The organism is Plantibacter sp. ME-Dv--P-122b (assembly GCF_030209375.1).
Taxonomy (GTDB): Bacteria; Actinomycetota; Actinomycetes; order Actinomycetales; family Microbacteriaceae; genus Plantibacter.
In genome coordinates, this window is sequence record NZ_JARVSC010000003.1 from 877,848 (window position 1) to 903,657 (window position 25,810).

Consider the following 25,810-nt stretch of genomic DNA (forward strand, 5'->3'; position numbering starts at 1 on the left):
GACACGCATGGGAGAGCATGCCCTATGCGACAACCGCCTGCAAACCGACCTTCACTGACACGCGGAGGACGGGCTCAACCCAGTCGTGAACGGAGCGCGACGAGGTCGGGTTTGCCGCTCGGGAGCACCGGCAACTCGGCCAGACGGACCAGTCGGGCGGGGCGCGCCGGGCGGCCGAGGGCCTCCGCGACGGTGGCCCGAGCCGTCTGCAACAACGCGTCGTCCACGCGTGCGTCCGAGGGGGTCCCGGCCCCCGTGACGATCGCGGACGCCTGACCGAACCGCTCGTCTGGGATGGCGACGACGACGGCCTCGGCCAGCCCCGGCACCGACCGGACGACCGCCTGCACGCGGTCGAGGGAGATGTTCACCCCGCCGCTGATGATCACGTTGTCCGCCCGCCCGGTCACGCGGACGACGCCGTCGACGAGCTCGGCGGTGTCGCCGGTTCGGTACCAGCGGCGACCGCCGTCGTCCGGGAAGGCGGCCGCCGTGCGGTCCGGCTCACCGAGGTAACCGTCGGCGAGCACCGGCCCGGCGATGTGGAGCTCCCCGTTCACCAGCCGGGGTTCGACACCGGGGAACGGCACGCCGTCGTACAGACAGCCGCCGGACGTCTCGCTCGAGCCGTAGCTCCGCACGACGCGGATGCCGAGCGCTGCGGACCGCTCGAGCAGTGGGACCGGGGTGGCCTGTCCCCCGACGAGCAGCCCGGCGAGTCCGGCGAGCGTGTCGCGCACCGAGGTGCTCGTCTCGGCGGCTTCGACGAGCATGCGCAGTTGTGCCGGCACGAGGGCGGCGAAGCCGGCATCGTCGTCGAGCCGCTCGACGAGACCGCAGAACGCCCGGGCGTCGAACGATCCCGCCGGTGCCTCGATCGGCCTCGTCCCGGCGACGATCGACCGGAGCAGGACGTTCACGCCGGCGATGTAGTGCGTCGGGAGCGCCAGGATCCACTGCGACGACCGCAGGTGCGCGTCCGGACCCCCGAGCGCCACCGCCGAACCGGCCGCACTGGCCAGGAGGGCGTCGGCCGCGAGGGCGACCCGCTTCGGCACGCCCGTCGATCCGGACGTCTCGATCACGAGCGCCACCCGGCCGTCGACCACGGCCGGTGCCGCGGACGATCCGGGTCGCATCGGGAGGACCGCTGGTCCGGAACCGTCGAGCGCCGTCTCCAGGGCCGCGAGCATCGCCGAGGCGGACGCGTCGACGGGGAGCAGCTGACGGGTCATGGATTCAGCGTACGCCGGGTATGTCGCTGCTCCGCCGATCCCCCGATGTCCCGGAGCTCAGAACTGCCAGGGGAACGGAGCCCAGTCCGGCTTGCGCTTCTCCAGGAAGGCGTCGCGTCCCTCCACCGCCTCATCGGTGCCGTAGGCGAGGCGGGTGGCTTCGCCCGCGAAGACCTGCTGACCGACGAGACCGTCGTCGACGGCGTTGAAGGCGAACTTCAGCATGCGGATGGCGGTCGGCGACTTGCCGAGGATGGTGCGGGCCCAGGCGACCCCCGTCTGCTCGAGCTCGGCGTGCGGGACGACCGCGTTGATCGCGCCCGCCTGCAGTGCACGCTCCGCGTCGTACTCCTGGGCGAGGAAGAACACCTCGCGGGCGAACTTCTGACCCACCTGCTTGGCGAAGTACGCGCTCCCGTACCCCGCGTCGAAGGAGCCGACGTCGGCGTCGGTCTGCTTGAACCGCGCGTGTTCCCGACTCGCGATGGACAGGTCGCACACGACGCCGAGGGAATGCCCGCCGCCCGCGGACCACCCGGGAACGAGGTTGATGACGACCTTCGGCATGAAACGGATGAGGCGCTGGACCTCGAGGATGTGCAGGCGACCGTTGCGCGCGGCGTCGATGCCGCTCGCCGTCTCGTCGTCCGCGGCGTCGTCGCTCGCGTAGCGGTAGCCGTCCCGACCACGGATGCGCTGGTCGCCGCCCGAGCAGAACGCCCAGCCGCCGTCCTTCGCGCTCGGTCCGTTCCCGGTGAGGAGCACCACGCCGACGGTCGGGCTCTGGCGTGCGTGGTCGAGCGCGCGGTACAGCTCGTCGACGGTGTGCGGGCGGAAGGCGTTGCGCACCTCGGGGCGGTCGAACGCGATGCGCACGAAGCCGCCCTCGCGCGCGACGTGGTACGTCAGATCGGTGAGGTCCTCGAACCCCGGTACGACGTCCCAGATCTCCGGGTCGAACAGTTCGGACACTCGATCGCTCATGCGTCCAGCCTAGGCACTACTTCGGCTTGTCGAGGTCCGCGTAGGGCTTGAGCGCCTCCAGGTAGTCGGCACGGTCCGCCTCCTTCAGGAGCGCATACGAGTCGAGGTGCAGCTCGATGCCCTCCGCCGCCATGTCGTAGTAGTCGACGTCGAACTCGCGGTCCTTGGCGACGGTGCCGGCCGAATCGAGCGTGAGATCGACGATGACCGTCCGGAAGTCCCCGGCGCCCGTGATGGCGTTGTAGGTGTGCAGGTCCCACAGCGCCTGGGTGTCGAGGGTCTCGCCGCCGTACTGCTCGGTGAGCTCGCCCGGTTCGCGCCAGGAGGACGGGGCGTTCCGCATGTCGAGGTTCGCGATGTCGTACCGGAGCAGGACCTGGCGGATCAGTTCGACGACCCGGGACTTCTCCTCGAAGGTGCGCACGGTCGTCGTCGTCTGCCACACGGGCGCCGTGTACTGGACGAGCATGGAGTTCCCGCCGTACCCGTTCTGATCGGCCTTCGTCTCGGCGGGCTGTCGCTCGACCCAGTCGAACCCGAACTCCGTGGTCAGCGCCGTCCGGATCTCCGCGAGCATCTCGTCGGAGGTCCCGACGAAGTCCTCGTAGCTCGGCCCGTCGAGGGTCTCCTTCGCATCGACGTAGGCCGACCCCGGGTAGGTGTCCCAGATCGGGTCGTGCTCCTCGTCGCCACCCCCGCCACCGCCGGCGGAAGTGCCATCCCCTGCCTGGTCGGTGGAGAGACCGCCGACCGCCATCGCCGTGACCGGGTTGACGACGAGGAGGAGCACCAGCGCCAGCACGCCCCAGCGGCGCCGTACCCTTCGGCGGATGACGATGACACTCCCGATGAGCAGCACGATCTGCACGACGACGACGAGGACGAACGCCACGAGGATGGCCCAGGCCCCCTCGCCGGGCCGGTAGCTCACGGCCAGCAGGACGGTGAACAGGGTGACGGCGACCACCGCGCCGAGCAGGGCGAGCGGTGAGAAGGAGGCGACGACACCCCGGCTCCACGCGCCGAGTTCGTCCCGACCCGTCGGGGATGCACCGGCGGCAGGCGGGTGGGCCGCCGGGGTCCGCTGGCCGTCGTCGGCCGGGATCGCCGCGGCCGTCGCTTGCGAGGCGGCCACGCGCTCCGCCGCCTTCCGTTGACGGCGCGACGACGGCTTCCGTGGTGCGGGCTGCCGCGGCGTGCGTCGTCCTCGGGACCCTGGACGCCGGAACCTGGCGGTCTCCGCCTCCAGCTCCTCGGGCGTGCGTTCCGGAATGGCAGGTGCTGGCGCGGTCGTGGACGCGGCCGCCGGCGACGCCCCGGGGATGGGCGGGGCGTTCGGATCGCGCGGCTCGTCGGAGGATGCGCCCGGTGACTCCTCGATCACCGGGAACACGTCGACGTCGGGGCTCGGCTCGAAGATCGGCTCGGGCACCGAGAAGGCCGCGGGTTCGTCCGCGGGCACGCTTCGCCGATCGCCGGGCGTCGGCTTGCGTCGGGAGAACAGCGGCACGGGATCGATTGTGTCACGGGCGCCCCGCGACGGCTTCCGACGTCCGGGGTGCAGGATGGGGACATGCAAGCGACCCTCGACGACGTCCTCGCCACCGCCCGCGTGGTCTCCATCCCCCTCCGGGTCCGGTTCCGGGGCATCGACACCCGCGAGGCCGTCCTCTTCCGTGGTCCCGCCGGGTGGACGGAGTTCTCCCCGTTCGTCGAGTACGACGACCAGGAGTCGGCCGCGTGGCTCCGGGCCGCGATCGACTTCGGGTGGTCGGATCTCCCGCCCCTCCATCGGGATCGCATCCGCGTGAACGCGACGGTCCCGGCCGTGGACGCGACGGACGTCCCGGCGGTCCTCTCCCGCTTCCCGGGCTGCCGGACCGCCAAGGTGAAGGTGGCCGAGCGCGGGCAGGTGCTCGCCGACGACGTCGCGCGCGTCGCCGCCGTCCGGCGGGCCATCGGGCCCGAAGGCCGACTCCGCGTGGACGCCAACACCAATTGGAACGTCGACGAGGCCGAACACGCCATCCGCGCCCTCGAACCCTTCGACCTCGAGTACGTCGAGCAGCCCTGCGCGAGCGTCGCGGAACTCGCCCAGATCCGCGAGCGGGTCTCGTCCCTGGACGTCGCCATCGCTGCGGACGAGAGCGTCCGGAAGGCCGAGGATCCCCTGGCCGTGGCTCGCGCGGGCGCCGCCGACCTGCTCGTCGTGAAGGCGCAGCCCCTCGGCGGCGTGCATGCCGCGCTCCGCATCGCCGGCGAAGCCGGACTGCCGATCGTCGTCTCGAGCGCGCTGGACACCTCCGTCGGTATCTCCATGGGCGCCCACCTCGCGGCGGCGCTCCCGGAACTCGACTACGACTGCGGGCTCGCCACGACCGCGCTCCTCGGCGGCGACGTGACGACCGCACCGCTCGATCCCGTGGACGGCGGCATCGCCGTCCGGCGCGTCGAGGTGGACGTCGATCTCCTCGAGCACTTCACCGCGTCACCGGAGCGCACGGCATGGTGGCTCGACCGACTCCGCCGCACACACGAGTTGCTGGGCTGAGGGCCGGCGTAGGGACCTACAGGCCGCTGTAGGCGTGCAGGCCCTTGAAGAACACGTTGACGACGACGAAGTTGAACATCACGGCGCTGAAGCCGATGATCGCGAGCGTGGCCGCCCGTGATCCGCGCCAGCCGCGCGTCGCCCTGGCGTGGATGTACCCGGCGTAGATCACCCAGATGATGAAGGTCCACACCTCTTTGGTGTCCCAGCCCCAGTACCGACCCCAGGCGCGCTCGGCCCAGATGGCACCGGCCATGAGCGTGAACGTCCAGAAGATGAAGCCGATGATGTTGACGCGGTAGGCGAGGTTCTCGAGACGCTCCGCGCTCGGCAGCGTGAGCAGGAAGCGGAGGCGTCCGGAGCTCTGGGTGGGCTGCACGAGCCCGAGCCGGCGCTCGCGACGCCCCTGCAGGAGCTGCACGACGCTCAATGCGAAGCCGATGGCGAAGAACGCCGTGCCGAGGCTCGCGACGAACACGTGGATGACGAGCCACGCCGACTGGAGCGCCGGCGGCAGCGGGACGACCTCGACGTAGAAGTTCGCGGTGGCGAGGCCGAGGAGCACGGTCACGAGGCCGATCACGAAGCTGCCGAGGAACCGGAGGTCGACGCGCGCGATGACCACGAGGAACACCGCGACGATGAGCAGCGTGCCCGTCATCGCGAACTCGTACATGTTCGCCCACGGGACACGACCGGCGGCGATACCGCGCGTCACGTCTGCGACGAGGTGGAGCAGGAACGCGATGACCGTGAGCGAGACCCCGACCCGGAGGCTCGGCGACTTGCGCGACGCCTGCTGCACGGGCTCGTCCGCGGAACGGCGGGGCTTGCGCGGGACACCGTCGCTCGTGACGATCGGTGCGGCGGTCCGCGTCGCGGCGGAGGCGAGTGCTCCGACGCGTTCCTCGGCGGCAGCCGACCGTTCCAACTCGGCCCGCTCGGCCGCGTCGATCGCCGCGGTGACCTCGGCGCTGCGGCGCGCGAGGTCGAACGTGAAGGCGATGAACGCCAGCGCGTAGACGGCGACGGCCGACCAGAGGCAGAGGTTCGAGATTTCGACGAGGGTCACGGGGCGATTCTACCTTCGGGTTCGGACGGGACAGGCGTTGGACTGTGCGCTTCGGCGATCGCCGCGACGGCCGCTTCGAGGCCCGGGTCCTCGCCGCGGGCGAGCCCGGCGTATTCGAGGGACACGGTGCCGTCGCTTCCCGTCACGGCCTTCACCCAGACGCGGCGTCTGGCGACGAAGAGCGAGGTGATGAGGCCGGACAGGGCCAGGATGGCGAACGCGAGCACCCACAGCTGGGTCGGGTCGTGGTGGACGTCGAACGAGGCGAACCGCTTGACGGAACCGGCGTAGTTCTCGGTCGACGGGTTGGCCGAGACGTTGTCGAAGGACACCGTTCCGAGTCCGTTCGGCAGGTCGGTGATCTGCCCCGGCGAGAGTTCGATCGACTCGACGCCGGTGTCGCCGCCCGTGAGCTGCTTCATGTCATCGACATCGAGCGCGTAGACCGACTTCGGAGCACCGGCGTTGATGCCGAGGTCGCCGGAGTAGACGTTGAGCGTCAGCACCGGGTAGGCGAGGTCGGGGTAGGACGAGAAGAACGGCGGCTTGGACGCGGCCTGCGTCGGGTAGAAGAACCCGATCATGCCGAGCTGCTCCGCCAGTCCGTCCGGGACCTTCACGATGCCGAGCGAGGTGAGCTGGGCGTCCTGTGGCAGGAACGGGATGGAGTCGCTGAACACGACCTTGCCCTCGGGATCGCGGACGGTGATCGTCGGTGCGTAGCCGTTGCCGAGCAGGTAGACGTCGGTGCCCTCGAACCGCAGCGGGTCGTTGACCTTGATCGTCGCGTCCTGCGGCTTCCCGCCGGGCGCGGTCGTCGTGACCTTCGCGCGGTAGTCGATCGCCTGCCCGTACGCGTCGAGGTTCTCGGTCTCGTAGGTGACGCCGAACTCGTCGAGCGTCAGCTTGTACGGCGCGAGCTCCGACTCGTTGAAGAAGCGACCGGGGTTGAACGAGTCGTAGTCGAGCAGCGTGTTCACGAAGGTCTGACCCTCGACGAGCACGCGCTGACCGGAGAACCCGAAGCCGCCGCCGAAACCGACCGTCACGAGGATGCCGACGAGGGCCGAGTGGAAGACGAGGTTGCCGGTCTCGCGGAGGAAGCCGCGCTCGGCGGACACCGATGCTGACCCCTCGGCGTCGTAGCGCTCGACGCGGTACCCCTGACGCTTCAACTGCTTCGTCGCATCGTCGATGAGCTCGGTGGCGGTCGCCCCGCTGTCGTCGCTGCGGCGCTCGAACGCGGAGAGCCGTGACAGGCGCGCGGGCGTGCGCGGCGGACGGGAGCGCAGGGCGAGCCAGTGGTGCTTCGTGCGCGGGATCACGCAGCCGATGAGCGAGATGAACAGCAGCAGGTAGATCGCGGAGAACCAGGCCGAGCTGTAGACGTCGAACGCCTGCACCTTGTCGAGGATGGGCGCGAGGTCCGGGTTGTCGGTGAAGTACTGGGTGACGCCGTTCGGGTCGCTCGACCGTTGCGGGACGAGCGAACCGGGCACCGCGGCGATCGCGAGGAGCAACAGCAGGAAGAGCGCCGTGCGCATGCTCGTGAGCTGACGCCAGAAGAAGCGGAGCCAGCCGACGAAGCCGAGCTTCGGCTGGTTGATGCCGTCGGCCGGAGCCGGGGCGGCGGAATCGATGTGATCAGAGGGGCGTGACAAGGCCGCTCATCACCCCCTGCAGCGAGTACATCCAAGCGGACCAGAGACCAGACACCATCAACACACCGATCACGATGAGGAGCACGCCGCCGATGATGTTGATCGTGCGGATGTGCCGTTTGAGGAACGCCAGCGACCCCGTGACCCAACCGAGTCCGAGCGCGACGAGCAGGAAGGGGATGCCGAGACCGAGGCAGTAGAACAGCCCGAGGAGGGCCCCGCGCCAGGCGGAGCCGCCCGAGAGGGAGAGCGCACTGATCGCGGTGAGCGTCGGACCGAGGCAGGGCGTCCAGCCGATGGCGAAGACGAAGCCGAGCAGCGGTGCACCGGCGAGGCCGGTGGCGGGTGCCCAGCTCGTGCGCACCGTGCGCTGCAGCCGGGAGAACTGCCCGATGAAGATGAGCCCCATGAGGATGACGACCGCGCCGAGGACGCGGGTGATGACGCCCTCCCACTCGACGAACCAGGCGCCGACCGTTCCGACGAACGCCGCGATCGCCACGAACACGACGGTGAAGCCGAGGATGAAGAGACTGACGCCGAGCAGCACGCGCCGACGGCCCGCACCGGAGCGCCCCTCCTCGGCCGTCGTCATGCCGCCGACGTATCCGAGGTAGCCGGGGACGAGCGGGAGCACGCACGGCGAGAGGAAGGACAGCAGACCGGCCGCGATGGCGATCGGGATCGCCACGAGGAGCTGGCCGCCGTAGACGAGCTCGCCGGGGCTCACTCTGGGGCGCTCTCGGCGATCGTGTCGCGGATGAGGGTGTCGAGGATGGTGCGGTCCTGCAGTTGCCCGAGGATGCGTGCGGCGACCCGGCCCTCGGCGTCGAGGACGATGGTGGTCGGCACCGCGTTCGGCGGGACACTGCCCGTGAAGGCGAGCTTCGCCTCCCCGCTGTCCACGTCGAGGATGGAGGGGTAGGTGATGCCGAAGGTGCCGTTGAACGCCTTCGCGGTGTCGGCGGTGTCGCGGACGTTGACGCCGATGAAGGTGGCGCCCTGGTCGGTGTAGGCCTCGTTGAGCGCCTGCAGGTCCTTCGCCTCAGCGCGGCAGGGGGCGCAGGCGGCGTACCAGAAGTTCACGACGAGGACCTGGCCCGCGTGGTCGGCGGAGGAGATCTGCTCGCCGTCCTCGCCGACGCCCGAGAAGCTGATTGGCTCGCCGCGCTCGTCGACCGCGACCTCGGTCACGCTGCCGTCGCCCGCGACGTAGCCCTTGCTGCTGCCCTCGCGGTACTGATCGGCCAACGGATCGCTCCCGCACGCCGTGAGCAGCAAGGCCCCGACGGCCAGCACGGCGGCGACGGCGAACGTCCTCGATCTGCGGGCCATCAGACGGCCCCGACATCGGTCGCGCCGGACGCGAGACGGGCAGCCGGGTCGACGTAGCCGACCTCGAGGAAGCCGTGCTCGGTCCGTTCGAAGGTGGTGATGCTCGACAGGGCGCAGCGTCGCTTCCGCGGGTCGTGACGATACGGCGCCCCGACGATCGAGCTGTGCAGCATCCAGATCGGCAGCTGGTGGCTGACGATGACGACGTCGCCGGACGGCGTCGCACGCCAGGCGTCCTCGACGGCCGCGGTCATGCGGTTGACGATCGACGCGTAGGGCTCGCCCCAGCTCGGGCGGGACGGGTTGCGGAGCTTGGGCCAGTTGAGCGGGTTCTTCAGGGCGCGACTCATGCGCTTGCCCTCGAACTCGTTGAACGGTTCGATCACGCGCGGCTCGGAGACGACGGCGAGGCCGAAGGCGGCGGCGACCGGTGCGGCGGACTCCTGCGTGCGCTGCAACGGGGACGCGTAGAGGGCGCCCACCGTGCGGTCGCGGCTCACGAGGTCGTCGGCGGCGGCCTGCGCCATGCGCTCGCCGAGCTCCGACAGTCGGAATGCGGGGAGTCGACCGTAGAGCACACGAGAAGGGTTGTGCACCTCGCCGTGACGCACGAGATGGATCTGGTCGGCTACCACCCTCCAAGTGTACGTTTCCCCAAGCTGCGGATTCACCGTGACCTCCGTCCAGGTCCGAGCCACGAGCGACGGCTAAGCTGTCGGGGTGAGTGAACGCGTCGTTGTGAAGAACCTGGCCGCCCTGTCCGACGGTCCCGTCACCGTCTCCGGATGGGTCGAGACCGTCCGCGACCAGAAGAAGGTGCAGTTCGTCGTCCTCCGCGACGAGAGCGGCGCCGTCCAGCTGGTGAACCCGGCGGTCCGCGAGGTCGACCCGGAGGTCGAGGGCTCCGCCGAGCGCCTCGCCACCACCGAGGCGATCTCCGCCCTCGCGCACGGCTCCTTCATCACCGTCACCGGCGAGCTCAAGCACGACGAACGCGTCAAGCTCGGCGGCATCGAGGTCAAGGTCGCGACGCTCGAGGTCGTCACCGCCGCCAACCCCGAGACGCCGATCGCAGCGGACTCCTCGCTCGACAAGCGGCTCGACTGGCGTTTCCTCGACCTGCGTCAGCCGAAGCAGGCCCTGATCTTCCGCATCCAGACCACGTTTGAGCACGCGCTGCGTCAGTACTGGATCGACAACGACTTCATCGAGATCCACACCCCGAAGCTCATGGCGAGCGCGAGCGAGTCGCGTGCCGAGCTCTTCGAGGTCGACTACTTCGAGGGCAAGGCGTACCTCGCGCAGTCGCCGCAGTTCTTCAAGCAGATGGCGCAGTCGGCCGGCTTCGGCAAGGTGTTCGAGGTCGGACCGGCATTCCGCGCCGACCCGTCGTTCACCAGCCGACACGCGACCGAGTTCACGAGCGTCGACGCCGAGATCAGCTGGATCGAGTCCCACGAGGACGTCATGCAGCTGCACGAGGAGCTCCTCGTCGCCGGCTTCACGGCGGTCAAGGAGAAGCACGGCGAGCAGATCTCCGAGCTCTTCGGCATCGAGCTCGAGGTCCCGTCGCGTCCGTTCCCGCGCATCCCGCTGGCCGAGGCCAAGCGCATCGTCGCCGAGCGCGGCTACGAGATCCCTCGTGCCGACGACGACATGGACCCCGAGGGCGAGCGTCAGATCGCGGCCTACGTCAAGGAGACCTTCGGTCACGACTTCGTCTTCCTGACCGACTACGCGTCGAGCATCCGGCCGTTCTACCACATGCGCAACGCCGAGGACGGCTCGCTCACCAACAGCTACGACCTCATCTACAACGGCGTCGAGATCTCCACGGGCGCGCAGCGCGAGCACCGCGTCGACGTCCTCGTCGAGCAGGCCAAGGAGAAGGGCCTGGAGCCCGAGGAGCTCGAGTTCTACCTCGACTTCTTCCGCTACGGCGTCCCGGCGCACGGCGGCTTCGGCATGGGCCTCGCCCGCGTGCTCATGCTCATGCTGCACGAGACCTCCATCCGTGAGGTCACCTACCTGTTCCGCGGCCCGACCCGCCTCGCCCCGTAACCCCGCAAGAAGGACGCCATGCAGATCGTCATCCTGTACGGGACCGAATCCGGCAACGCCGAACGCCTGGCCGGCGACCTCGGCAAGGCCATCGGCTCACAGCACCAGTGGCGCGTCGTCGACCTCGGCGACGTCGACCCCGCGGAGCTGTCGACCGACGAGATCCACATCTTCATCACGTCGACGTACGGCGACGGCCTCCTCGGTGAGACCGGCCAGATCTTCTACGAGGCGCTCGAGGAGTCCGACGTCGAGCTCGACGGGCTCCGGTACGCCATCTTCGGGCTGGGCGACAGCAGCTACGAGGACACGTACAACCAGGGCAGCTCGCTGCTCGACGCCATCCTCACCGAGCACGGCGCGACCCGCTTCGGTGAGTTCGGTCTGCACGACGACGGCGGGTTCGAGCGGAAGAAGGACGTCGCGCTCGCCTGGCTGCCCGGCGTGCTCTCCGCAGCAGAACAGCTCTGACCTCCGCTCTGGTGCGTGCTCGGACGCGACGGTAGCGTGACTCGCACCGGCCGTGCGGCGTCTTCGCACGTGAGCGAGGGGTGAGCCAGATGAACGCGACCGCCGAATCCGTGGTCCTGCGCCTTCGTGCGGCGGGGTGTGTCTTCGCCGAGGACGAGGTGGCACTGCTCCTCGCCGAGTCGGACGACCCGGACCGACTGGAACGGATGGTCGCGGCACGGGTCGCCGGCCGGCCGCTCGAACACGTCCTCGGCTGGGTCGCGTTCCGAGGCCGCCGGGTGGTCGTCGAGGACGGGGTCTTCGTGCCGAGGCGGCGGACCGAGCTCCTGGTCGACGTCGCCCTCCCACGCCTCCGGAACGGTTCGGTGGTCGTCGAACTCTGCTGCGGTGCGGCGGCCGTCGGGAGCGCACTCCTCTCCGAGACGCCCGGCCCGATCGATGTCTGGGCGTCGGACATCGACCCCGCCGCGGTGGACTGCGCACGCCGCAACCTCGAGTCGCTCGGCGGGCACGCCCTGCCCGGCGACCTGTTCGGCGGGCTGCCCGAAGCGCTTGCCGGGCGCGTCGACCTCCTGCTCGCGAACGCGCCCTACGTCCCGACGGCGTCGATGTCGACGATGCCCCCTGAGGCTCGGGAGCACGAGGCCGCGGTCGCCCTCGACGGCGGTGCCGACGGACTCGACGTGCAGCGTCGGATCATCGCGCGGGCCCCTGACTGGCTTGCGCCGGCCGGCGCCGTCCTGATCGAGACGAGCGAACGTCAGGCCCCCGAGACCGCCGAACTCATGCGAGCGGTGGGCCTCACGACGTCGATCGTCCGCGACGACGACCTCGACGGCACCGTCGCCGTCGGGGTCATGGTCTGAGTCCTGCGGGCTCCGGGCTCAGTCGAGCTGGAAGTCGACCGCGGAGCGCTCGACCACGAGCTGACGGACGATCTGCACCACGCGCACGTGCTCCGGGTGGACCTGGTAGCGCTCCAGCGCTTCGAGGCTCGGGTAGTCGCCGACCAGCACGACGTCCCAGTTGCTCTCGGGGTAGGCGATGTTGCGGCCGACCTGGAGGTGCTCGATGTCGTTCGGCATGAACCCGGCGAGTGCCTCGAGTTCGGACTGCATCGTGGCGAAGGCCTCGTCGCGACCGGCTTCGTCGGTTGCCGCCAGCTTCCAGCTGACGATGTGGCGGATGGTCACTGGGCCCCCAAGGGTCGGTGTGGATGGATGGACGTGCGGATCAGCCGGCGAGCAACGCGGACCGCAGGCGGTCGGGGTCGATCCGCCAGTAATTGTGCACCCTGCCGTCGATGAGGACGACGGGGATCTCCTCCCAGTGACGGTCGTGGAGTGCAGGATCGTCGAGGATCGAGAGTTCCTCGCGTTCGATCGCGGGGCCGTCGGACGGGAGGCCTGCGACCACCTCGTCGATCACGGCACGGGCGTCGTCGCAGAGGTGGCAGCCGGGCTTGCCGATGAGCGTGACGTGCAGAGTGGACACCTCCTCAACTGTACGGGGTGCCCGACGTCCGAGCACATCCAGGGAACCGACATGTGTGGTGTTTCACGGCCACATCTGACACGATGCCGGAATGATGATGCCGCTGAACCCAGGAATGAGAACCATGGGTGTCGATGCCGTCAGGCTCAGACACTCTGGCATGCGCCGGTCGAGGTCCGTTGTCATTGAGTGATGCCTACACATTCCGAAGCCGCGACCATCCTCGGCGAGCGGTTGCGCGCCGCTCGCAACGAGCGCCAGCTGACCCTCGAGGACCTCGGCGTGCTGGCCGGGATGCACTGGACGAACATCGGCAAGATCGAGCGGGGGCAGGTGCACCCGAGCGTTGAGACACTCGTCCGACTGAGCACCGCGCTCGACCTCGACCCGGCCCCGTTCATCACGGGTCTCAACGCCGACATGTACCCGGGACGGGCGCACAAGTTGACGGCGCGCGACCTGCTGGCCGCTCGCCGCGAACTGGAACGCTGACCCGCGCGTCGGAGACCGCACCCCTCCACCTGATGGCGCCCCTCAGAAGGTGACCCGCCAGAGGTACTGGTGACCACCGGGACGGAACCAGGACACCTGCACACTGGTCGCGCGGGCCAGCTCGGTGCCCATCACCTCGAACTCCAGGGCGCTCCCCGGCGTCAGGCGACACGGTTCCAGTGGAGCGAGGAGTCCAGGCCCGATCAGGCGCAGCACGACCCAGTGGACGGCTTCGTCACCGACGTTCCGGAGTCGATACCGAGGTGCGTCGTCTCGTTCGACGACGAACGGCACCCGGTACGCGAGTTCGCGTCGATTGCGGCGGACGGTTGGCGGGAGATCGCGGGTCATGTGAAGAACCTACGAAGGACCGCCGACGATCTCGGGGCGACGGACCGCGTGCCGCGACGCGCTGTGGATCAGTCCTCTCCTGCCTCACCTGTGGAGGAACCTCGGCACCGCTCGACCTGCGGAGACGGTGGGCCAGGCAGGAACCGCGAACGAGGCGATCACCTCGCCAACGCCAGAAAGCGCCGTGCCCGAATGGGCAGGCGCTTCCGGTGGACGAAGAGTCGTCAGGTGCTCCGAGCGGAGCAGCCGGCTACTTCTTGTTGCGGCGCTGGTGACGGGTCTTGCGAAGCAGCTTGCGGTGCTTCTTCTTCGCCATACGCTTGCGGCGCTTCTTGATAACAGAACCCACGGATTTACCTCACAGAATTGGGGGGCTTGGCCGCAGGGATCGCGACCGAAGAGAACAAGTCTTGTTGCCAGTCTAGCCGATTGCAGCGCGCGTCGTTCACACGCCGTACGCCTGCAGGCTGCTAGGAGCGGGAAACGCCTCAGCCGGCGTCGGCGACCGGGCGCTGCCGGACGGCGTCGACGGCGGTCTCCGGCACCCGGAACGACTTCCCGAATCGGATGGCCGGGAGTTCCCCCGAATGCACCAGGCGATACACGGTCATCTTGGACACCCGCATCATCTCGGCGACTTCGGCGACGGTGAGGAAGCGGACGTCGGCAGTGTCCTGCGTCATCGAACCCCTCCTGCGCCTCTGGAAACCTGCTTGAACGGCGCTCCGAGGACCGGGACGCCGCATGGCAACTCTAGAGGGCCGACGCCCGCCCTGTACATCCCCTGTGTGAACGGTATGGGGGCTGGGTCACGGGCGGAGCTTCTTCGTGACCGACTGCACTGCGTGCGTCACGTCCGCAGCGACCTTGCCGACCGATCCCGCGACCGCCTTGGCCTGGTCCGGCAGCGACAGCGCAGCGAAGTCGACACCGTCGTCCTGGTAGTCGACGCTGAGGAACGGGATGAGCCAGTCCTCCACGTCCTCGAGCGGCGCCGAGTCCAGGCTGTAGTAGCGGTGCTGCCCCTCCTCGCGCACCTCCACGAGCTCTGCTTCGCGCAGGACCTTGAGGTGTTTCGACACCGTCGGTTGGCTGAGGCCGAGCTGCGCGACGATCTCGGAGACGCTCGTCCCGGTGCCACCGTGCCGTTCGAGCAGCAGCGCGAGGATGTCCCGCCTGGTGGTGTCAGCGATCACGTCGAAAATGTCGGCCATGGTCCAACGATAGTGATGGAGCGCACGGAGTACCATTGCCTCCGGCGCAGTCCTGAGGTGTTGAGGGGTCAGATGAGCGGCAATGCCATGGGGCGTCGTCCCGAGATCATCGTGCGCCACGGCCTCGCGAGGGTCAGGGAGGCCGTCAGCGACTTCGCCGCGAAGTCGACCTCCCGCTTCGCCATCCTCGTGTTCAGCTTCCTGATCTTCGTCTTCACGATGCTGTTCTCGCTCCCCATCGCGAGCGCCGACCGCCAGGTGACCCCGATCGCCGACGCCCTCTTCACCGCGGTCTCCGTCATCTGCGTCACCGGGCTCTCGACCGTCGACATGGCGACGCACTGGTCGCTCTTCGGTCACGTGCTCGTCTTCATCGGCGTCCAGATCGGCGCGCTCGGCGTCCTGACCCTGGCCTCGATCCTCGGGTTCGTGATCGCCCGACGACTCGGACTCCGCCAGAAGCTCATGGCGGCGAGCGACACGAACCCCCTGCGGTCGCACCACGGCCCCGTCGCCGAAGGTCAGGCGGTCCGCCTCGGGGAGATCGGCAACCTGCTCGTCACCGTCGCCGTCAGCGCCCTCGTGATCGAGGCGGCACTGGCGGTCCTACTCTTCCCGCGCATGCTGCTCGACGGCATCAACCCCTGGGACGCCGCCTGGAACAGCGTCTACTACGCCGCCATGGCCTTCACCAACACCGGCTTCACGCCGAACGCCGAGGGGCTCGCGGCCTTCGAGAACGACTACTGGTTCCTCAGCATCCTCATGCTCGGGGTCTTCCTCGGCAGCATCGGCTTCCCGGTCATCTACGCGCTGAGCCGCAACTTCCGTCGACCGAGCCGCTGGTCGCTGCACGTCAAGCTCACGCTCGTCACGACGATCATCCTGTTCTTCGCCGGGGCGCTCGCCTTCATCCTGCTCGAGTTCAACAACCCCGAGACCTGGAACAAGTGGAACCTCTGGGACACGATCTTCCAGGGGTTCTTCCTGTCGGCAATGACACGGTCGGGCGGTTTCTCCACCGTGGACATCGGCGACCTCAACGGCTCGACCCTGCTCGTCGCCGACATGCTCATGTTCATCGGCGGCGGTTCCGCCTCGACCGCCGGCGGGATCAAGGTCACGACGCTCGCCGTCCTGTTCCTGGCGGCGTTCGCGGAGGCCCGCGGCCGCGAGGGCGTCGAGGTCTTCCGCCGGCGGATCCCGCAGGACGTGCTCCGCGTCGCGGTGAGCGTCGTCCTCTGGGGTGCGACGATCGTCGCCCTGTCGACGATCGTCATCCTGCAGATGACCAAGGCTCCGCTCGACCACGTGCTGTTCGACGTCATCTCCGCCTTCGCGACCGTCGGACTGAGCACCGGCCTCGTCGCGGACCTGCCCGACGCCGGAGTGTACGTCCTCGCCGTCACCATGTTCCTGGGCCGCGTTGGTACAGTGACACTCGCTGCAGCGGTGGCCGCGAGTCAGAGCGGCCAGCTGTTCAAACGACCCGAAGAGAGGCCCATCGTTGGTTGACCGCATCAAGCACGACGCCCCGGTCCTCGTCATCGGACTCGGTCGGTTCGGTGCGGCCTGCGCCGGCGAACTCGACCGTCTCGACCGCGAGGTGCTCGCGATCGACGACAACTCCGACCTCGTGCAGAAGTGGTCCGACCGGGTCACGCACACCGTGCAGGCCGACGCGAAGAACATCGAGGCACTCCGGCAGATCGGCGCCCAGGACTTCTCGGTCGCGGTCGTCGCGGTCGGCTCCTCGATCGAGGCGAGCGTGCTCATCACCGCCAACCTCGTCGACCTCAAGATCCCGCAGATCTGGGCCAAGGCCGTCTCGCAGTCGCACGGCAAGATCCTCGCCCGGGTGGGGGCGAGCCACGTCATCTACCCCGAGCGCGAAGCCGGCGAACGCGTCGCCCACCTCGTGTCGGGCCGCATGCTCGACTTCATCCAGTTCGACGACGACTTCGCGCTCGTCAAGATGTACCCGCCGAAGCCCATCCGCGGGCTGAACCTGACGGAGTCGGGCGTCCGGACGAAGTACCGGATCACCGTCGTCGGCGTGAAGTCACCGGGGAAGCCCTTCACCTACGCGACCGCCGACACCGTCGTGTCGAACCACGACCTCATCATCGTCTCCGGCACGTCGGCCGACATCGAACGCTTCGCCTCACTCGAGGGCTGAAGTCCCCTCAGCCGAGGCTGCGCGCGTAGCAGCGCGACCGTGGCTCGTCAACGTACGGCCCGAACGCCTCGATCGGATGGTACCCCTCGCGCTCGTAGAAGCGCATCGCGTCCGGTTGCTCCGTGCCGGTCTCGAGGAGGAGTTCGGCGAGACCCAGCGACCGCGCCTCGTCCTCCAGCGCCCGCAGCAACGCGGTGGCGACGCCGGTCCCCCGGGCGTGCTGCACGACGAACATGCGCTTGATCTCGGCCCGGCCCTCGCCGAGCATCCGCAGGCCGCCGCAGCCCAACGGGGCGTCGTCGACGTCGCTGGCGAGCAGGAAGCGCGTGATGTCGGCTGCGGTCGGCGGCGTGCCGGGTTCATGGTCATCGCTCCCGTAGCGCGCGTCGAGCTCGCGGCGTTGGGCGGCCCGCAGCTCGGCTCCCGCCTCGTCATCCCAGGCCACCCGGCTGATCCTGATTGTCATGCGCGTCCTCCAGTCATTCCGTAACAAGCATTACGGTAACATCGGTTCCGAGGTGATCACGACATGGCCAGAACCAAAGACCCAGCGGCTCACGCGCGGATCTCGCACGCGGTCTGGGAGGTGCTGGGCGAGCACGGCCCCCACGGGTTGACCCTCCGCGCGGTCGCGGAGCGGGCCGGGTGCACCACCGGCCTCGTCCTGCATCGCTTCCCCGACAAACGCGCGCTCCTGCTGCACGCTCGCGACCTCCTGCACGAGCGGACGGCGGCGCGCACCGAGGCACTCGAGGCCGCCGCCTCGACGCCGCACGCCGCGCTGCGCGCCGTCCTCCGGCAGGCCTTGTCCCTCACCGACGAGACGCGCCAGGAGGCCCGCGTCTGGCTCGGCTACCTCGCGGCGGCTCTCGACGACGACGTGCTGGCCGAACGGCACCGCGCGGGTCATGGCGTGTTCGTCGCGCGCACCCGCCGCCTCGTGGCTCAGATCCGCCCCGAGCTCACCGAGGCCGAGGTCGCCGCGTCGGCCACCGTCGTCGTCGGATTCATCGAGGGTGTCAGCACCCTGAGCACGGCCGACGACGACCACTACGACGCCACGTCCCAGCTCGCGGCACTGGACCGGCTGCTGCTCGTCCTCGAGCTCGACGAGACGAGCGGCAAGTGATCGTCGTGGAGCGCTGGGCGGATGCTTCGGCTCATCAGCGCGAGCGATTCACCGAGCTCCTCTCGGAGTACCACCGCCGGACCGAGCACGAGAAACTCCTCGGCCATGACCCGCGTCCGGACGATCCCGCTCCGACGATCACGCTCGCCGACCGCTACCGGGCCGAGATCTCCGACCCGGGCACCGCCTTCGCCTCCGACGAGATCCTCTTGGCCGTCGAGGACGACCGGGTGCTCGGCTGCGTCGTCCTGACGGACGGCCCGTCGCCGGAGCTCAAGCGACTCTGGGTCGCCCCCGATGCTCGTCGCCGGGGCGTGGCCGCAACCCTGATCGAGGCAGCGACGACCGTCTCGCGGCGACGGGGCGACGACAGCGTGCGTCTCTCCGTGTGGCACTGGCGCTCGTCAGCGATCGCGCTCTACCGGCGGTCCGGCTTCGTCGCGGTCGCTTCCTGGGACGACAGACCCGGCCTCGACTGCTTCGTGCGGTCCTTCGACTGATCGGATCGCCGTCGCGTCAGGACGCCGACAGCTCCTCGGCGCGTGCGATGGCGGCTGCCGCAGCGCGGTCGAACGTCTCGCTGAAGCCCGCCTGGGCGAGCACGGCGAGCGCCTGCTCCGTCGTCCCCTTGGGGCTCGTGACGTTGATGCGGAGCTGCTCGGCGCTCTCCCCCGTCGTCGCAAGGAGTTCCGTCGCGCCGCGGAAGGTCCCGTCGACCATCACGGACGCCTGCTCGGGGGTGAACCCGAGGCCGATCGCCGTGCGGGTCAGTTCCTCGATGAGGTAGTAGACGTACGCCGGGCCGGAGCCGGAGATGGCACTGAGGGCGTCGATCTTCGACTCGGGGATGACGACCACCTGGCCGACGGTCTCGAACAGCGCGGTGACGACGGCGAGGTCGTCCTCGCTCGACCGGGTGCCGGGGGCGAGCCCGGTGACACCGAGCCCGACGTAGGACGGGGTGTTCGGCATGGAGCGCAACACTGAGACCGACTCAGGCAGGGCGGCCTCGAACGCCGCACTGCGGATGCCGGCCGCGAGGCTCACGACGATCGTGCCGGGCTGCAGTGCGTCGGCGATCTCGGCGAGGAGGTCGGCGACCAGGTAGGGCTTCACACCGATCAGGACGATCTTCGCCGCGGCTGCCGCCCGACGGTTGCCGTCGGCGTCCTGCTCGAGGGCGATCGAGGTGACGCCGGGCAGCTCGGCCAGCGCCTCCGCCTTGGCGATCGTCCGGTTCGTCACCGTGATGCCACCGTCGACCTCGACACCCGGCTGGACGAGACCGCGGAGGACGGCCCCTCCCATCGAACCGGCTCCGAGGATGGCGATGCTGGGCAGGCTGATCGTTTCACTCACCCTGCGAGTCTAGGCACCTGCATGCTCGTCGGCACGTGCCTGGCCGGGTCAGTCGGCGAGGCAGGCGCCCGACGGGACCGCTGACTGCAGCGACCCGGCGAGCGCGACGACGGGCAGGACCTCGTCCATCGCTAGCGCGTAGCCGACCGGCGCGGAGTTCGCGTCGCGGGCGAAGATCACGCCGGCCACCTCACCGGACTCGGTGAGGAGCGGTCCACCGGAGTTGCCCGGCTGCACCGTCCCGGACAGCGTCACGACCTGACGGCTCGTCGGGTTGTTCCCGCTGATGTCGGCGACGAGGCTCGGCCCCACCACGATGACCTGCGCGCCGCCGGCCGTGTACGGGCCACCGAACGGATACCCGGCGACGACGGCGTTCGAACCGGGCGCCGGATTCGGTGCGAGCGGCAGCGATCGGGCGCCGAGGTCGTCGACACGGATGACGGCGAGGTCGTCGACCGGATCGAAGTAGACGATCCGTCCTTCCCTGGGCATGGCCCCTGGGACCTCGACGACCGGGTTCGTCACGCCGGCGAGGACGTGCGCGTTCGTCATGACCAGGTCGTCGGCGAAGACGAAGCCGCTTCCGGTGAGGCTCCGCGAGCAGGACTCGGCGGTGCCGCTGATGCGCACCACGGACGCGGAGGCCGTCTGCAGCGCCGGCGTCGACGTGTCGAGCTGCGGGGCGGCGGGTACGTCCGCGGTTCCACCGAAGGCCTCGATGACGCGTTGGGCCCCACCGTCGACCACCGTGGAGCGGAGCTGCGCGAGCGTGCTCTTCACCTGCACGGGCGTGACGCGGTCGATCGTGCCGATCACCGCAGACGACCCGACCGCCTGGGCGAGCAGCGGGATGCCGAGGGACCCGACACCGAGCGCCGCGGTCACGAGGACGAGTGCGGTGACGACGAGGTTGAGGGCGGCGCCGAGCAGGCGTTCCAGACCGCGCAGCGGGGTCTTGCGGACGACGGAGCCGATGGCCCCGCCGATGAACGCACCGATGGTGTAGCCGACGGCGAGGACGACCACCGCCGCAGCTACCGCCGCCCAGCCACGCCAGGCCGCATCCGGCACCCACGAGGCGACGAGCGGGATCGCGAAGAAGGCGCCCACCCCGCCGGCCGCCAGCCCGACGAGCCCGCCGAGGCTCCCGAGGAGCCCCGCACGCCACCCGCGGATCAGGAAGCCGATCAGGACGACGACGAGGATGATGTCGAGGATCACGCCGGGTTGCATCCTGCGATCCTGCCATCACCCGCCGACAACGGGCTCCGGAAGTGCTGGGAGCAGCAGCATCCGGTCACCGATCCTGTCGAGGCGCGGGGACATCCGGGGCCGTGTGTGCCCTCAGGAGGCTCCGACGCCGCCCGAGCCCCGGAAGAAGTCGGTGAGGAGCGTCGAGCAGCGCTCGGCCTCCACGCCCGCGTAGACCTCGACACGGTGCTGCAGTCGCCGGTCGCGCAGGACGTCGTAGACGGAACCGACCGCGCCGGCTTTCTCGTCCCAGGCCCCGAAGACGATCCGCGGGATCCGGGCGGCGAGGATCGCGCCGGCGCACATGACGCAGGGTTCGAGCGTGACGACGAGCGTCAGCTCCGTGAGATGCCAGTCGGCAAGCGCGGCCGCGGCGGCGCGGATGGCCACCACCTCGGCGTGGGCGGTCGGATCGGTGTGCAGCTCGCGCTCGTTGCGACCGACGGCGACCACCGAGCCGTCCGGGCCGACGAGCACCGCGCCCACCGGGACGTCGTCGCTGGCCAGGGCCGCCTCGGCCTCGGCGATGGCGAGGTCCATCCACGCGGCGAACTCGGCCGGTGCGTGCATCCGTCATCTCCCCGAAATCCTGGTCGCCGCGCGAGCGACTAGATTGATCGTATGCGAGTGCACGTAGCCGACCATCCCCTCATCACCCACAAGCTCACGGTGCTGCGCGACAAGACGACACCGTCACCGGTGTTCCGTGCCCTCACCGAGGAGCTCGTCACGCTGCTCGCCTACGAGGCGACGCGCGGGGTCACGGTCGAGGAGATCACGATCCAGACGCCCGTCACCGAGACGGTCGGCGTCAAGATCAGCGAGCCGCGCCCGCTCGTGGTCCCGATCCTGCGGGCCGGCCTGGGCATGCTCGAGGGCATGGTGAAGCTGCTCCCCACCGCCGAGGTCGGCTTCCTCGGCATGGTGCGCAACGAGGAGACCCTCGAACCCACCACCTACGCGGAGCGTCTCCCCGACGACCTGTCCGACCGCCAGTGCTTCGTGCTCGACCCGATGCTCGCGACCGGCGGCTCGCTCGCGGCGGCCATCGACTTCCTCTTCCAGCGTGGCGCGATGCACGTCACCGCCATCTGCCTGCTCGCCGCCCCCGAGGGCATCGAGCGTCTCGAGGCCGAGACGGCCGGCAAGGACGTCACCATCGTCCTGGGCGCCCTCGACGAGAAGCTCGACGAGAACGGGTACATCGTCCCCGGGCTCGGCGACGCCGGCGACCGCCTCTACGGCGTCGTCTGACCCCTGCTCCCGCCGACATGAGGCGGATCGTCGTCCATCCCCGCGATGGACGACGATCCGCCTCATCTCAGTTGTGCCGCCAGCTGGCAATCCCCGTGCAACACAACGTCATCTTCCGCCCACACTTGACAGGATCCGGGGGATTCCTGTTGTATTGCGGACTATGACGACCAACGCGCCCACCCTGACCTCCTTCGAGGCCCCTGGGAACGCCGGCATGATGATGCCCGGCCGCGCTGTCATGTGCTGTCGAATGTGTCGCTGATCCGACTCCTCCAGCACCGGTAGCGATCCACACGGATCCGCTCCACTGCTCCCAGCACCTCCGAGTCCGCCGCTCCCCCACCAGGTGAGCCGACTCCCGGACGTACCCCGTCCGTACCCGGCCGACGCGCCACTTCCCGGATCGCGGGACCGCCACTGCCCACCGGCAGGCGGGATCACCCCGAGCGCACCGCGCACGATCCGTCGTAGCATCATCACTCCCGAGGACCTCGCACTCATGTCTCTTGCAGCCGTTCAGACCACTCGCCCCACCCGCCAGCTCGCCGCCGTCGAGGACGCTCCTCGGGCCGCGACCCCGCACGTCCGCGCCGTACCGGCCGGCCCCGAAGCCCGTGGCTTCGTCCTGTACGTCGGCCTCGACGAGGCGAAGGCGGCGGCCGCCGGCACGAGCCTCGGTGAGATCGTCGAGGCCATCAAGGCGCTGACCGCCCAGTTCGCTCCGGAGGCCGAGACGCACGCTGCCGTCGCCCTCGCCCCGCGCGGTGCCGGCGGACGCGACCTCGACGTCGTCCGGCTCGCCCTGCAGGACCCGTCGGCACTCGCCGCCCACCGCGACGAGGTCGACGAGGAGGAGCAGGACCGCGCCCACGCCGGTGTCGTGGTCGACATCTCCCGGAAGCGCCTCGTCCTCGACAACGAGGCTGCGCCGCTCACGTACAAGGAGTTCGAGCTCCTCCAGTACCTCGTCCTCCGCGAAGGACGCACGATCGAGCGCGCGGAGCTCATCTCCTCGCTGTGGCGGGCCGGCGACGACGAAGAGGTCCCGAACGAGCGGACCATCGACGTCCACGTGCGTCGCCTCCGCGCCAAGCTCGGCCGCTACGAGGACATCGTCCGCACCGTGCGCGGCGTCGGCTACCGCTTCGACCGTCACGCGGACGTGTCCATCCGCTACGCCAGCACCCCGTCGCCCGACCTCTTCTGAGCCGGACGGCTCGACACACGAGACGACGGGCCCGTGAGCGGGGGTTCCGCTCGCCGAGCCCGTCGGGTGTCCTCGATCAGATGACGCGGGGCTTCTTCGGCTGCTCGCCCGGAGCCGGGACCGGTCGCATCGCGAGCTTCCAGACGCCGAACACGGCCACCGCTCCGGCCACCACGAACAGCACCAGGGCGTACCAGGGGGCGTTCGACGCCTCGCCCAGCACCACGATGCCGATGCCGACCGCGACGAGCGGGTCGACGACGGTGAGGCCGGCGACCACGAGGTCGGGCTGCCCACTCTGGTGCGCCTTCTGCACGAAGAAGCCACCGAGACCCGCTGCGACGAGGAGCGCGATGATGCCGACGACGGTGAGGCCCTCGAAGTTCTGCGTGATCACCCGGTTGATGACGACCTTCGCGAGCGTGACGACGAAGCCGTACAGCACGCCGGCCGCGACGACGTAGAACACGGTGTGCAGCTTTCGGCGCCAGAGCGCGTACGCGGCTGCGAGTGCTGCGGTCACGACCGCGAGCATGATGAGGATGATGATGAGCTGCGGCTGACGGATCGGCTCCTCGACCGCGTACAGGGCCGCCACGATGACGAAGAGGCCGATACCGGCGACGCAGAGCACCATCGCGCGGGTCTGTTCCTTGGTGATCTTGACCCTCGTGACCCTGGCGTTCAGCAGCGCCGTGATGACGAGGGCGATCGCGCCGAGCGGCTGCACGACGATGAGCGGAGCGAAGCCGAGTGCGACGAGCTGGAACACGATCGCCAGGCCGAGGAGCAGCGTGCCGATGAGCCAGGACGGGCGTCCGAGCAGCTGCGGCAGCTGCTTCAGGCCGAACGCCGAGGACGCCGCCTCGACCTTGCCCACGCCGCGGGACTGCAGCTGGGTCCCGACCGCGAGGAAGAAGGCGCCGACGAGCGCGATGGGGATGCCGATCGCCTGGTACGGCGTGACGCTGATCGTGGGGATGTCCAGGTCGACGGCCGTCCGAGCCGACTGCGCGACCACGCCGGCGGTACCCGACAGCAACAGGGCACCGGCCGCGAGGACCGGGAAGGACGTGGTCGCCATCACTTCGCCGCCGCGCTCGTGCCGACGGCAGCCGTCTCGGCGTCACCGAGTTTGTTCTCCGGTACCACCTTGGCGTCCTGGCTCGGGAAGACGACCTTCTGCACGATGATGATGATCGACGCGGCGACCGGGATCGCCACGAGGGCGCCGAGGATGCCACCGAGGGCGCCGCCGCCGAAGGCCGCGATGACGACGAGCGCACCGGGGACCGCGACCGCCTTGTTCATGATGCGCGGGCTCAGGAAGTAGGCCTCGATCTGCATGTAGATGAGGTAGTAGATGATCGCGATGAGCGCGGTGACCGGCGATACGAAGAGGCAGAGCGCGCTGTTCACGATCGAGGCGCTCAGCGTGCCGACGAGCGGGATCATCGAACCGATGAACGCCAGGAGGGCGAGCAGCGGCGGGAAGGGCGCTCCGATGATGCTGAGGAAGATGAAGCTCAGCACACCGTTGACGAGCGCGAGCCCGACCTGTCCGACGACGTAGCGTCCGACGGCCTGCGTGATCTCCTCGAGCACCTGCGCGAAGCCCTCGCGGCGGTAGGCGGGGAGGAAGCGGTACGTGACCGCCTTCATCGAGCGCAGCGACGCGAGGAAGTACAGGGTCAGGATGAGGACGATGATCGCGCCCGTGATGCCGGACGCGACGCCCGCACCGACTGCGACGATGCCGCCACCGATGTTCAGCAGATTGTTGGGGTCCTTGAGGAAGGAGAACGCGTCGTTGAGCGCCGAGTCGATGTCGAAGGCGTTGCCGATCGTGGTCTGCACCCAGGCGACGAAGTCGCTGTTCAGGAACTGCTGGGAGATCTTGGGGTAGTCGTTCACGAGATTGGTGATCTGCGTCACGAGCAGGGGCACGATCGCGAAGATGATCCCGACGAACGCGCCGATCACGGCGAGGAAGACGACGGCGATGGCGAGGCCGCGCGGCAGCTTCTGTTCGAGCCAGGACACGAGCGGGTCCAGGCCGAGCGCGATGAACAGTGCGACGCCGACGTAGATCAGCGTGGTGCTGAGCTGGGTGACGATACTGCCGATGACGAGCGCGACGAGCACGCCGATACCGCCGACGAGGCCGATGCGGAACGCGTTGATGCGCACGCTCGGTGCCGAAGGCTGGAGGGCCGCGACCACGGCGGCCGACGGCGGCGAGGATGCCGCGGCCTTCGCCGCGCGCTCCTGCTTGGCCTCCTGGTGCTTGGCGCGCCTGGCTTCGCGCTCCTCCGGGGTGGAGGAGAACCCCGGCAACCGGAGCTTGGGTGTCTTCATCGTGCGGTCTCCTCGGTGGTGGTGCGATCGGGGTGCTGGAGGCAGTTCACATGGATCTCCGCTCTGTGCCTACAGTAGTGAGACGGAGCCCGACTCGCAGATGTCACGGTCGGGTGTGACGAAACCGCCGGGAGATGTCCAGGCCG

At 69.4% G+C, this 25,810-nt stretch carries 31 protein-coding genes; 11 read left to right on the plus strand and 20 right to left on the minus strand.

Annotated elements, in window-relative coordinates; genetic code table 11:
• Positions 1–74: 74 nt before the first annotated feature.
• From QRN19_RS08740 to QRN19_RS08750, 3 genes are read right to left on the minus strand one after another with little or no spacing between them, the layout of a single operon-like run.
• Positions 75–1,235, minus strand: a complete 1,161-nt coding sequence (locus QRN19_RS08740) for an AMP-binding protein (RefSeq protein WP_285026378.1) — start codon at positions 1,233–1,235, stop codon at positions 75–77.
• Between the two features lie 57 nt (positions 1,236–1,292).
• A complete protein-coding gene (locus QRN19_RS08745; RefSeq protein WP_064294597.1) occupies positions 1,293–2,219 on the minus strand; it encodes a 1,4-dihydroxy-2-naphthoyl-CoA synthase in 927 nt (308 codons plus the stop codon).
• Positions 2,220–2,235: 16 nt separating this feature from the next.
• The gene (locus QRN19_RS08750; protein ID WP_285026379.1) at positions 2,236–3,729 is read right to left on the minus strand and encodes a hypothetical protein; all 1,494 of its coding nucleotides are present in this window, start codon (positions 3,727–3,729) and stop codon (positions 2,236–2,238) included.
• A gap of 63 nt (positions 3,730–3,792) precedes the next feature.
• On the opposite strand from QRN19_RS08750, the gene QRN19_RS08755 reads away from it, so the two are divergent.
• Positions 3,793–4,770 carry an o-succinylbenzoate synthase gene (locus QRN19_RS08755; protein WP_285026380.1) on the plus strand — a complete coding sequence of 326 codons (978 nt, stop codon included), beginning with the start codon at positions 3,793–3,795 and terminating at the stop codon, positions 4,768–4,770.
• Positions 4,771–4,786: 16 nt separating this feature from the next.
• On the opposite strand, the gene ccsB is transcribed toward QRN19_RS08755, so the two are convergent.
• The 5 genes from ccsB to QRN19_RS08780 are packed head-to-tail and all read right to left on the minus strand — an operon-like array spanning position 4,787 to position 9,473.
• Positions 4,787–5,842, minus strand: coding sequence for a c-type cytochrome biogenesis protein CcsB (gene ccsB, locus QRN19_RS08760; RefSeq protein ID WP_285026381.1), 1,056 nt, complete (start codon positions 5,840–5,842; stop codon positions 4,787–4,789).
• On the minus strand, positions 5,839–7,503 hold the full coding sequence (gene resB, locus QRN19_RS08765; protein WP_285026383.1) for a cytochrome c biogenesis protein ResB: 1,665 nt from the start codon (positions 7,501–7,503) through the stop codon (positions 5,839–5,841). The genes ccsB and resB overlap by 4 nt, the downstream gene beginning before the upstream one ends.
• On the minus strand, positions 7,487–8,233 hold the full coding sequence (locus QRN19_RS08770) for a cytochrome c biogenesis CcdA family protein (protein ID WP_285026384.1): 747 nt from the start codon (positions 8,231–8,233) through the stop codon (positions 7,487–7,489). Before QRN19_RS08770 ends, resB begins: the two co-directional genes overlap by 17 nt.
• The gene (locus tag QRN19_RS08775) at positions 8,230–8,838 is read right to left on the minus strand and encodes a TlpA family protein disulfide reductase (protein WP_285026385.1); all 609 of its coding nucleotides are present in this window, start codon (positions 8,836–8,838) and stop codon (positions 8,230–8,232) included. The genes QRN19_RS08770 and QRN19_RS08775 overlap by 4 nt, the downstream gene beginning before the upstream one ends.
• Positions 8,838–9,473: a histidine phosphatase family protein gene (locus QRN19_RS08780; RefSeq protein WP_285026387.1), complete on the minus strand. Its 636-nt coding sequence runs from the start codon at positions 9,471–9,473 to the stop codon at positions 8,838–8,840. The genes QRN19_RS08775 and QRN19_RS08780 overlap by 1 nt, the downstream gene beginning before the upstream one ends.
• A gap of 85 nt (positions 9,474–9,558) precedes the next feature.
• On the opposite strand from QRN19_RS08780, the gene aspS reads away from it, so the two are divergent.
• The 3 genes from aspS (at position 9,559) to QRN19_RS08795 (ending at position 12,236) form a co-directional block, all read left to right on the plus strand.
• Positions 9,559–10,899: an aspartate--tRNA(Asn) ligase gene (gene aspS / locus QRN19_RS08785; RefSeq protein ID WP_285026388.1), complete on the plus strand. Its 1,341-nt coding sequence runs from the start codon at positions 9,559–9,561 to the stop codon at positions 10,897–10,899.
• 18 nt (positions 10,900–10,917) lie between these two features.
• Complete coding sequence (locus QRN19_RS08790) at positions 10,918–11,370, plus strand: flavodoxin domain-containing protein (RefSeq protein WP_285026390.1); 453 nt, start codon at positions 10,918–10,920, stop codon at positions 11,368–11,370.
• A gap of 89 nt (positions 11,371–11,459) precedes the next feature.
• A complete protein-coding gene (locus QRN19_RS08795; protein WP_285026391.1) occupies positions 11,460–12,236 on the plus strand; it encodes a putative protein N(5)-glutamine methyltransferase in 777 nt (258 codons plus the stop codon).
• An 18-nt stretch (positions 12,237–12,254) separates the two neighbouring features.
• Here QRN19_RS08795 and QRN19_RS08800 read toward each other — a convergent pair whose 3' ends face one another.
• The gene (locus QRN19_RS08800; RefSeq protein WP_285026392.1) at positions 12,255–12,563 is read right to left on the minus strand and encodes a Dabb family protein; all 309 of its coding nucleotides are present in this window, start codon (positions 12,561–12,563) and stop codon (positions 12,255–12,257) included.
• A 40-nt stretch (positions 12,564–12,603) separates the two neighbouring features.
• Positions 12,604–12,864, minus strand: a complete 261-nt coding sequence (locus QRN19_RS08805) for a glutaredoxin family protein (RefSeq protein WP_285026394.1) — start codon at positions 12,862–12,864, stop codon at positions 12,604–12,606.
• A 192-nt stretch (positions 12,865–13,056) separates the two neighbouring features.
• On the opposite strand from QRN19_RS08805, the gene QRN19_RS08810 reads away from it, so the two are divergent.
• Entirely contained in the window at positions 13,057–13,356 is a 300-nt protein-coding gene (locus QRN19_RS08810; protein WP_285026396.1) for a helix-turn-helix domain-containing protein, read from the plus strand.
• Between the two features lie 42 nt (positions 13,357–13,398).
• On the opposite strand, the gene QRN19_RS08815 is transcribed toward QRN19_RS08810, so the two are convergent.
• The 4 genes from QRN19_RS08815 to QRN19_RS08830 form a co-directional block, all read right to left on the minus strand.
• Positions 13,399–13,707, minus strand: coding sequence for a hypothetical protein (locus tag QRN19_RS08815; RefSeq protein ID WP_285026398.1), 309 nt, complete (start codon positions 13,705–13,707; stop codon positions 13,399–13,401).
• A gap of 250 nt (positions 13,708–13,957) precedes the next feature.
• Complete coding sequence (locus QRN19_RS08820) at positions 13,958–14,056, minus strand: 30S ribosomal protein bS22 (protein WP_003792170.1); 99 nt, start codon at positions 14,054–14,056, stop codon at positions 13,958–13,960.
• A gap of 139 nt (positions 14,057–14,195) precedes the next feature.
• A complete protein-coding gene (locus tag QRN19_RS08825) occupies positions 14,196–14,390 on the minus strand; it encodes a helix-turn-helix domain-containing protein (RefSeq protein ID WP_064294612.1) in 195 nt (64 codons plus the stop codon).
• Positions 14,391–14,516: 126 nt separating this feature from the next.
• The gene (locus QRN19_RS08830) at positions 14,517–14,921 is read right to left on the minus strand and encodes an ArsR/SmtB family transcription factor (RefSeq protein ID WP_064294613.1); all 405 of its coding nucleotides are present in this window, start codon (positions 14,919–14,921) and stop codon (positions 14,517–14,519) included.
• A 72-nt stretch (positions 14,922–14,993) separates the two neighbouring features.
• On the opposite strand from QRN19_RS08830, the gene QRN19_RS08835 reads away from it, so the two are divergent.
• Together QRN19_RS08835 and QRN19_RS08840 are read left to right on the plus strand one after the other, a co-directional pair.
• Positions 14,994–16,436 (plus strand): TrkH family potassium uptake protein, encoded by a 1,443-nt coding sequence (locus QRN19_RS08835; RefSeq protein ID WP_079003294.1) that lies wholly within the window; start codon positions 14,994–14,996, stop codon positions 16,434–16,436.
• The gene (locus QRN19_RS08840) at positions 16,429–17,100 is read left to right on the plus strand and encodes a potassium channel family protein (protein ID WP_056013885.1); all 672 of its coding nucleotides are present in this window, start codon (positions 16,429–16,431) and stop codon (positions 17,098–17,100) included. The genes QRN19_RS08835 and QRN19_RS08840 overlap by 8 nt, the downstream gene beginning before the upstream one ends.
• A 7-nt stretch (positions 17,101–17,107) precedes the next feature.
• Here QRN19_RS08840 and QRN19_RS08845 read toward each other — a convergent pair whose 3' ends face one another.
• Positions 17,108–17,566 carry a GNAT family N-acetyltransferase gene (locus QRN19_RS08845; RefSeq protein WP_285026404.1) on the minus strand — a complete coding sequence of 153 codons (459 nt, stop codon included), beginning with the start codon at positions 17,564–17,566 and terminating at the stop codon, positions 17,108–17,110.
• Between the two features lie 63 nt (positions 17,567–17,629).
• Here QRN19_RS08845 and QRN19_RS08850 point away from each other — a divergent pair, with 63 nt between their 5' ends.
• Positions 17,630–18,229: a TetR/AcrR family transcriptional regulator gene (locus QRN19_RS08850; protein ID WP_285026406.1), complete on the plus strand. Its 600-nt coding sequence runs from the start codon at positions 17,630–17,632 to the stop codon at positions 18,227–18,229.
• Positions 18,226–18,729, plus strand: coding sequence for a GNAT family N-acetyltransferase (locus tag QRN19_RS08855; RefSeq protein ID WP_285026408.1), 504 nt, complete (start codon positions 18,226–18,228; stop codon positions 18,727–18,729). The genes QRN19_RS08850 and QRN19_RS08855 overlap by 4 nt, the downstream gene beginning before the upstream one ends.
• A gap of 16 nt (positions 18,730–18,745) precedes the next feature.
• Here the strand turns inward: QRN19_RS08855 and proC are convergent, their stop codons facing one another.
• From proC to tadA, 3 genes are all read right to left on the minus strand, one after another.
• The gene (gene proC / locus QRN19_RS08860) at positions 18,746–19,588 is read right to left on the minus strand and encodes a pyrroline-5-carboxylate reductase (protein ID WP_285026409.1); all 843 of its coding nucleotides are present in this window, start codon (positions 19,586–19,588) and stop codon (positions 18,746–18,748) included.
• Between the two features lie 48 nt (positions 19,589–19,636).
• Positions 19,637–20,824 carry a MarP family serine protease gene (locus tag QRN19_RS08865; RefSeq protein WP_085513994.1) on the minus strand — a complete coding sequence of 396 codons (1,188 nt, stop codon included), beginning with the start codon at positions 20,822–20,824 and terminating at the stop codon, positions 19,637–19,639.
• A 111-nt stretch (positions 20,825–20,935) separates the two neighbouring features.
• Positions 20,936–21,412 carry a tRNA adenosine(34) deaminase TadA gene (gene tadA, locus QRN19_RS08870; protein WP_285026411.1) on the minus strand — a complete coding sequence of 159 codons (477 nt, stop codon included), beginning with the start codon at positions 21,410–21,412 and terminating at the stop codon, positions 20,936–20,938.
• Positions 21,413–21,463: 51 nt separating this feature from the next.
• Here tadA and upp point away from each other — a divergent pair, with 51 nt between their 5' ends.
• Both upp and QRN19_RS08880 read left to right on the plus strand, forming a co-directional pair.
• Positions 21,464–22,096, plus strand: a complete 633-nt coding sequence (gene upp, locus QRN19_RS08875; RefSeq protein WP_285026413.1) for a uracil phosphoribosyltransferase — start codon at positions 21,464–21,466, stop codon at positions 22,094–22,096.
• 502 nt (positions 22,097–22,598) lie between these two features.
• Positions 22,599–23,306: a winged helix-turn-helix domain-containing protein gene (locus QRN19_RS08880; RefSeq protein WP_079003301.1), complete on the plus strand. Its 708-nt coding sequence runs from the start codon at positions 22,599–22,601 to the stop codon at positions 23,304–23,306.
• Between the two features lie 76 nt (positions 23,307–23,382).
• On the opposite strand, the gene QRN19_RS08885 is transcribed toward QRN19_RS08880, so the two are convergent.
• Both QRN19_RS08885 and QRN19_RS08890 read right to left on the minus strand, forming a co-directional pair.
• Positions 23,383–24,390, minus strand: a complete 1,008-nt coding sequence (locus tag QRN19_RS08885; RefSeq protein ID WP_285026416.1) for a DMT family transporter — start codon at positions 24,388–24,390, stop codon at positions 23,383–23,385.
• Complete coding sequence (locus QRN19_RS08890) at positions 24,390–25,664, minus strand: AI-2E family transporter (protein ID WP_285026418.1); 1,275 nt, start codon at positions 25,662–25,664, stop codon at positions 24,390–24,392. The genes QRN19_RS08885 and QRN19_RS08890 overlap by 1 nt, the downstream gene beginning before the upstream one ends.
• Positions 25,665–25,810 lie beyond the last annotated feature (146 nt).

Excerpts from the sequence above, each read along its gene's own strand:
- QRN19_RS08755 (WP_285026380.1), top strand. The coding sequence starts at position 3,793 with ATGCAAGCGACCCTCGACGACGTCCTCGCCACCGCCCGCGTGGTCTCC.
- upp (WP_285026413.1), top strand. The coding sequence starts at position 21,464 with ATGCGAGTGCACGTAGCCGACCATCCCCTCATCACCCACAAGCTCACG.
- QRN19_RS08740 (WP_285026378.1), bottom strand. The coding sequence starts at position 1,235 with ATGACCCGTCAGCTGCTCCCCGTCGACGCGTCCGCCTCGGCGATGCTC.
- QRN19_RS08890 (WP_285026418.1), bottom strand. The coding sequence starts at position 25,664 with ATGAAGACACCCAAGCTCCGGTTGCCGGGGTTCTCCTCCACCCCGGAG.
- QRN19_RS08835 (WP_079003294.1), top strand. The coding sequence starts at position 14,994 with ATGAGCGGCAATGCCATGGGGCGTCGTCCCGAGATCATCGTGCGCCAC.
- QRN19_RS08825 (WP_064294612.1), bottom strand. The coding sequence starts at position 14,390 with ATGACGCAGGACACTGCCGACGTCCGCTTCCTCACCGTCGCCGAAGTC.
- QRN19_RS08885 (WP_285026416.1), bottom strand. The coding sequence starts at position 24,390 with ATGGCGACCACGTCCTTCCCGGTCCTCGCGGCCGGTGCCCTGTTGCTG.
- QRN19_RS08845 (WP_285026404.1), bottom strand. The coding sequence starts at position 17,566 with ATGACAATCAGGATCAGCCGGGTGGCCTGGGATGACGAGGCGGGAGCC.
- QRN19_RS08815 (WP_285026398.1), bottom strand. The coding sequence starts at position 13,707 with ATGACCCGCGATCTCCCGCCAACCGTCCGCCGCAATCGACGCGAACTC.
- QRN19_RS08775 (WP_285026385.1), bottom strand. The coding sequence starts at position 8,838 with ATGGCCCGCAGATCGAGGACGTTCGCCGTCGCCGCCGTGCTGGCCGTC.
- QRN19_RS08790 (WP_285026390.1), top strand. The coding sequence starts at position 10,918 with ATGCAGATCGTCATCCTGTACGGGACCGAATCCGGCAACGCCGAACGC.
- QRN19_RS08795 (WP_285026391.1), top strand. The coding sequence starts at position 11,460 with ATGAACGCGACCGCCGAATCCGTGGTCCTGCGCCTTCGTGCGGCGGGG.
- QRN19_RS08880 (WP_079003301.1), top strand. The coding sequence starts at position 22,599 with ATGTCTCTTGCAGCCGTTCAGACCACTCGCCCCACCCGCCAGCTCGCC.
- QRN19_RS08850 (WP_285026406.1), top strand. The coding sequence starts at position 17,630 with ATGGCCAGAACCAAAGACCCAGCGGCTCACGCGCGGATCTCGCACGCG.
- QRN19_RS08745 (WP_064294597.1), bottom strand. The coding sequence starts at position 2,219 with ATGAGCGATCGAGTGTCCGAACTGTTCGACCCGGAGATCTGGGACGTC.
- QRN19_RS08830 (WP_064294613.1), bottom strand. The coding sequence starts at position 14,921 with ATGGCCGACATTTTCGACGTGATCGCTGACACCACCAGGCGGGACATC.
- QRN19_RS08810 (WP_285026396.1), top strand. The coding sequence starts at position 13,057 with ATGCCTACACATTCCGAAGCCGCGACCATCCTCGGCGAGCGGTTGCGC.
- QRN19_RS08865 (WP_085513994.1), bottom strand. The coding sequence starts at position 20,824 with ATGCAACCCGGCGTGATCCTCGACATCATCCTCGTCGTCGTCCTGATC.
- tadA (WP_285026411.1), bottom strand. The coding sequence starts at position 21,412 with ATGCACGCACCGGCCGAGTTCGCCGCGTGGATGGACCTCGCCATCGCC.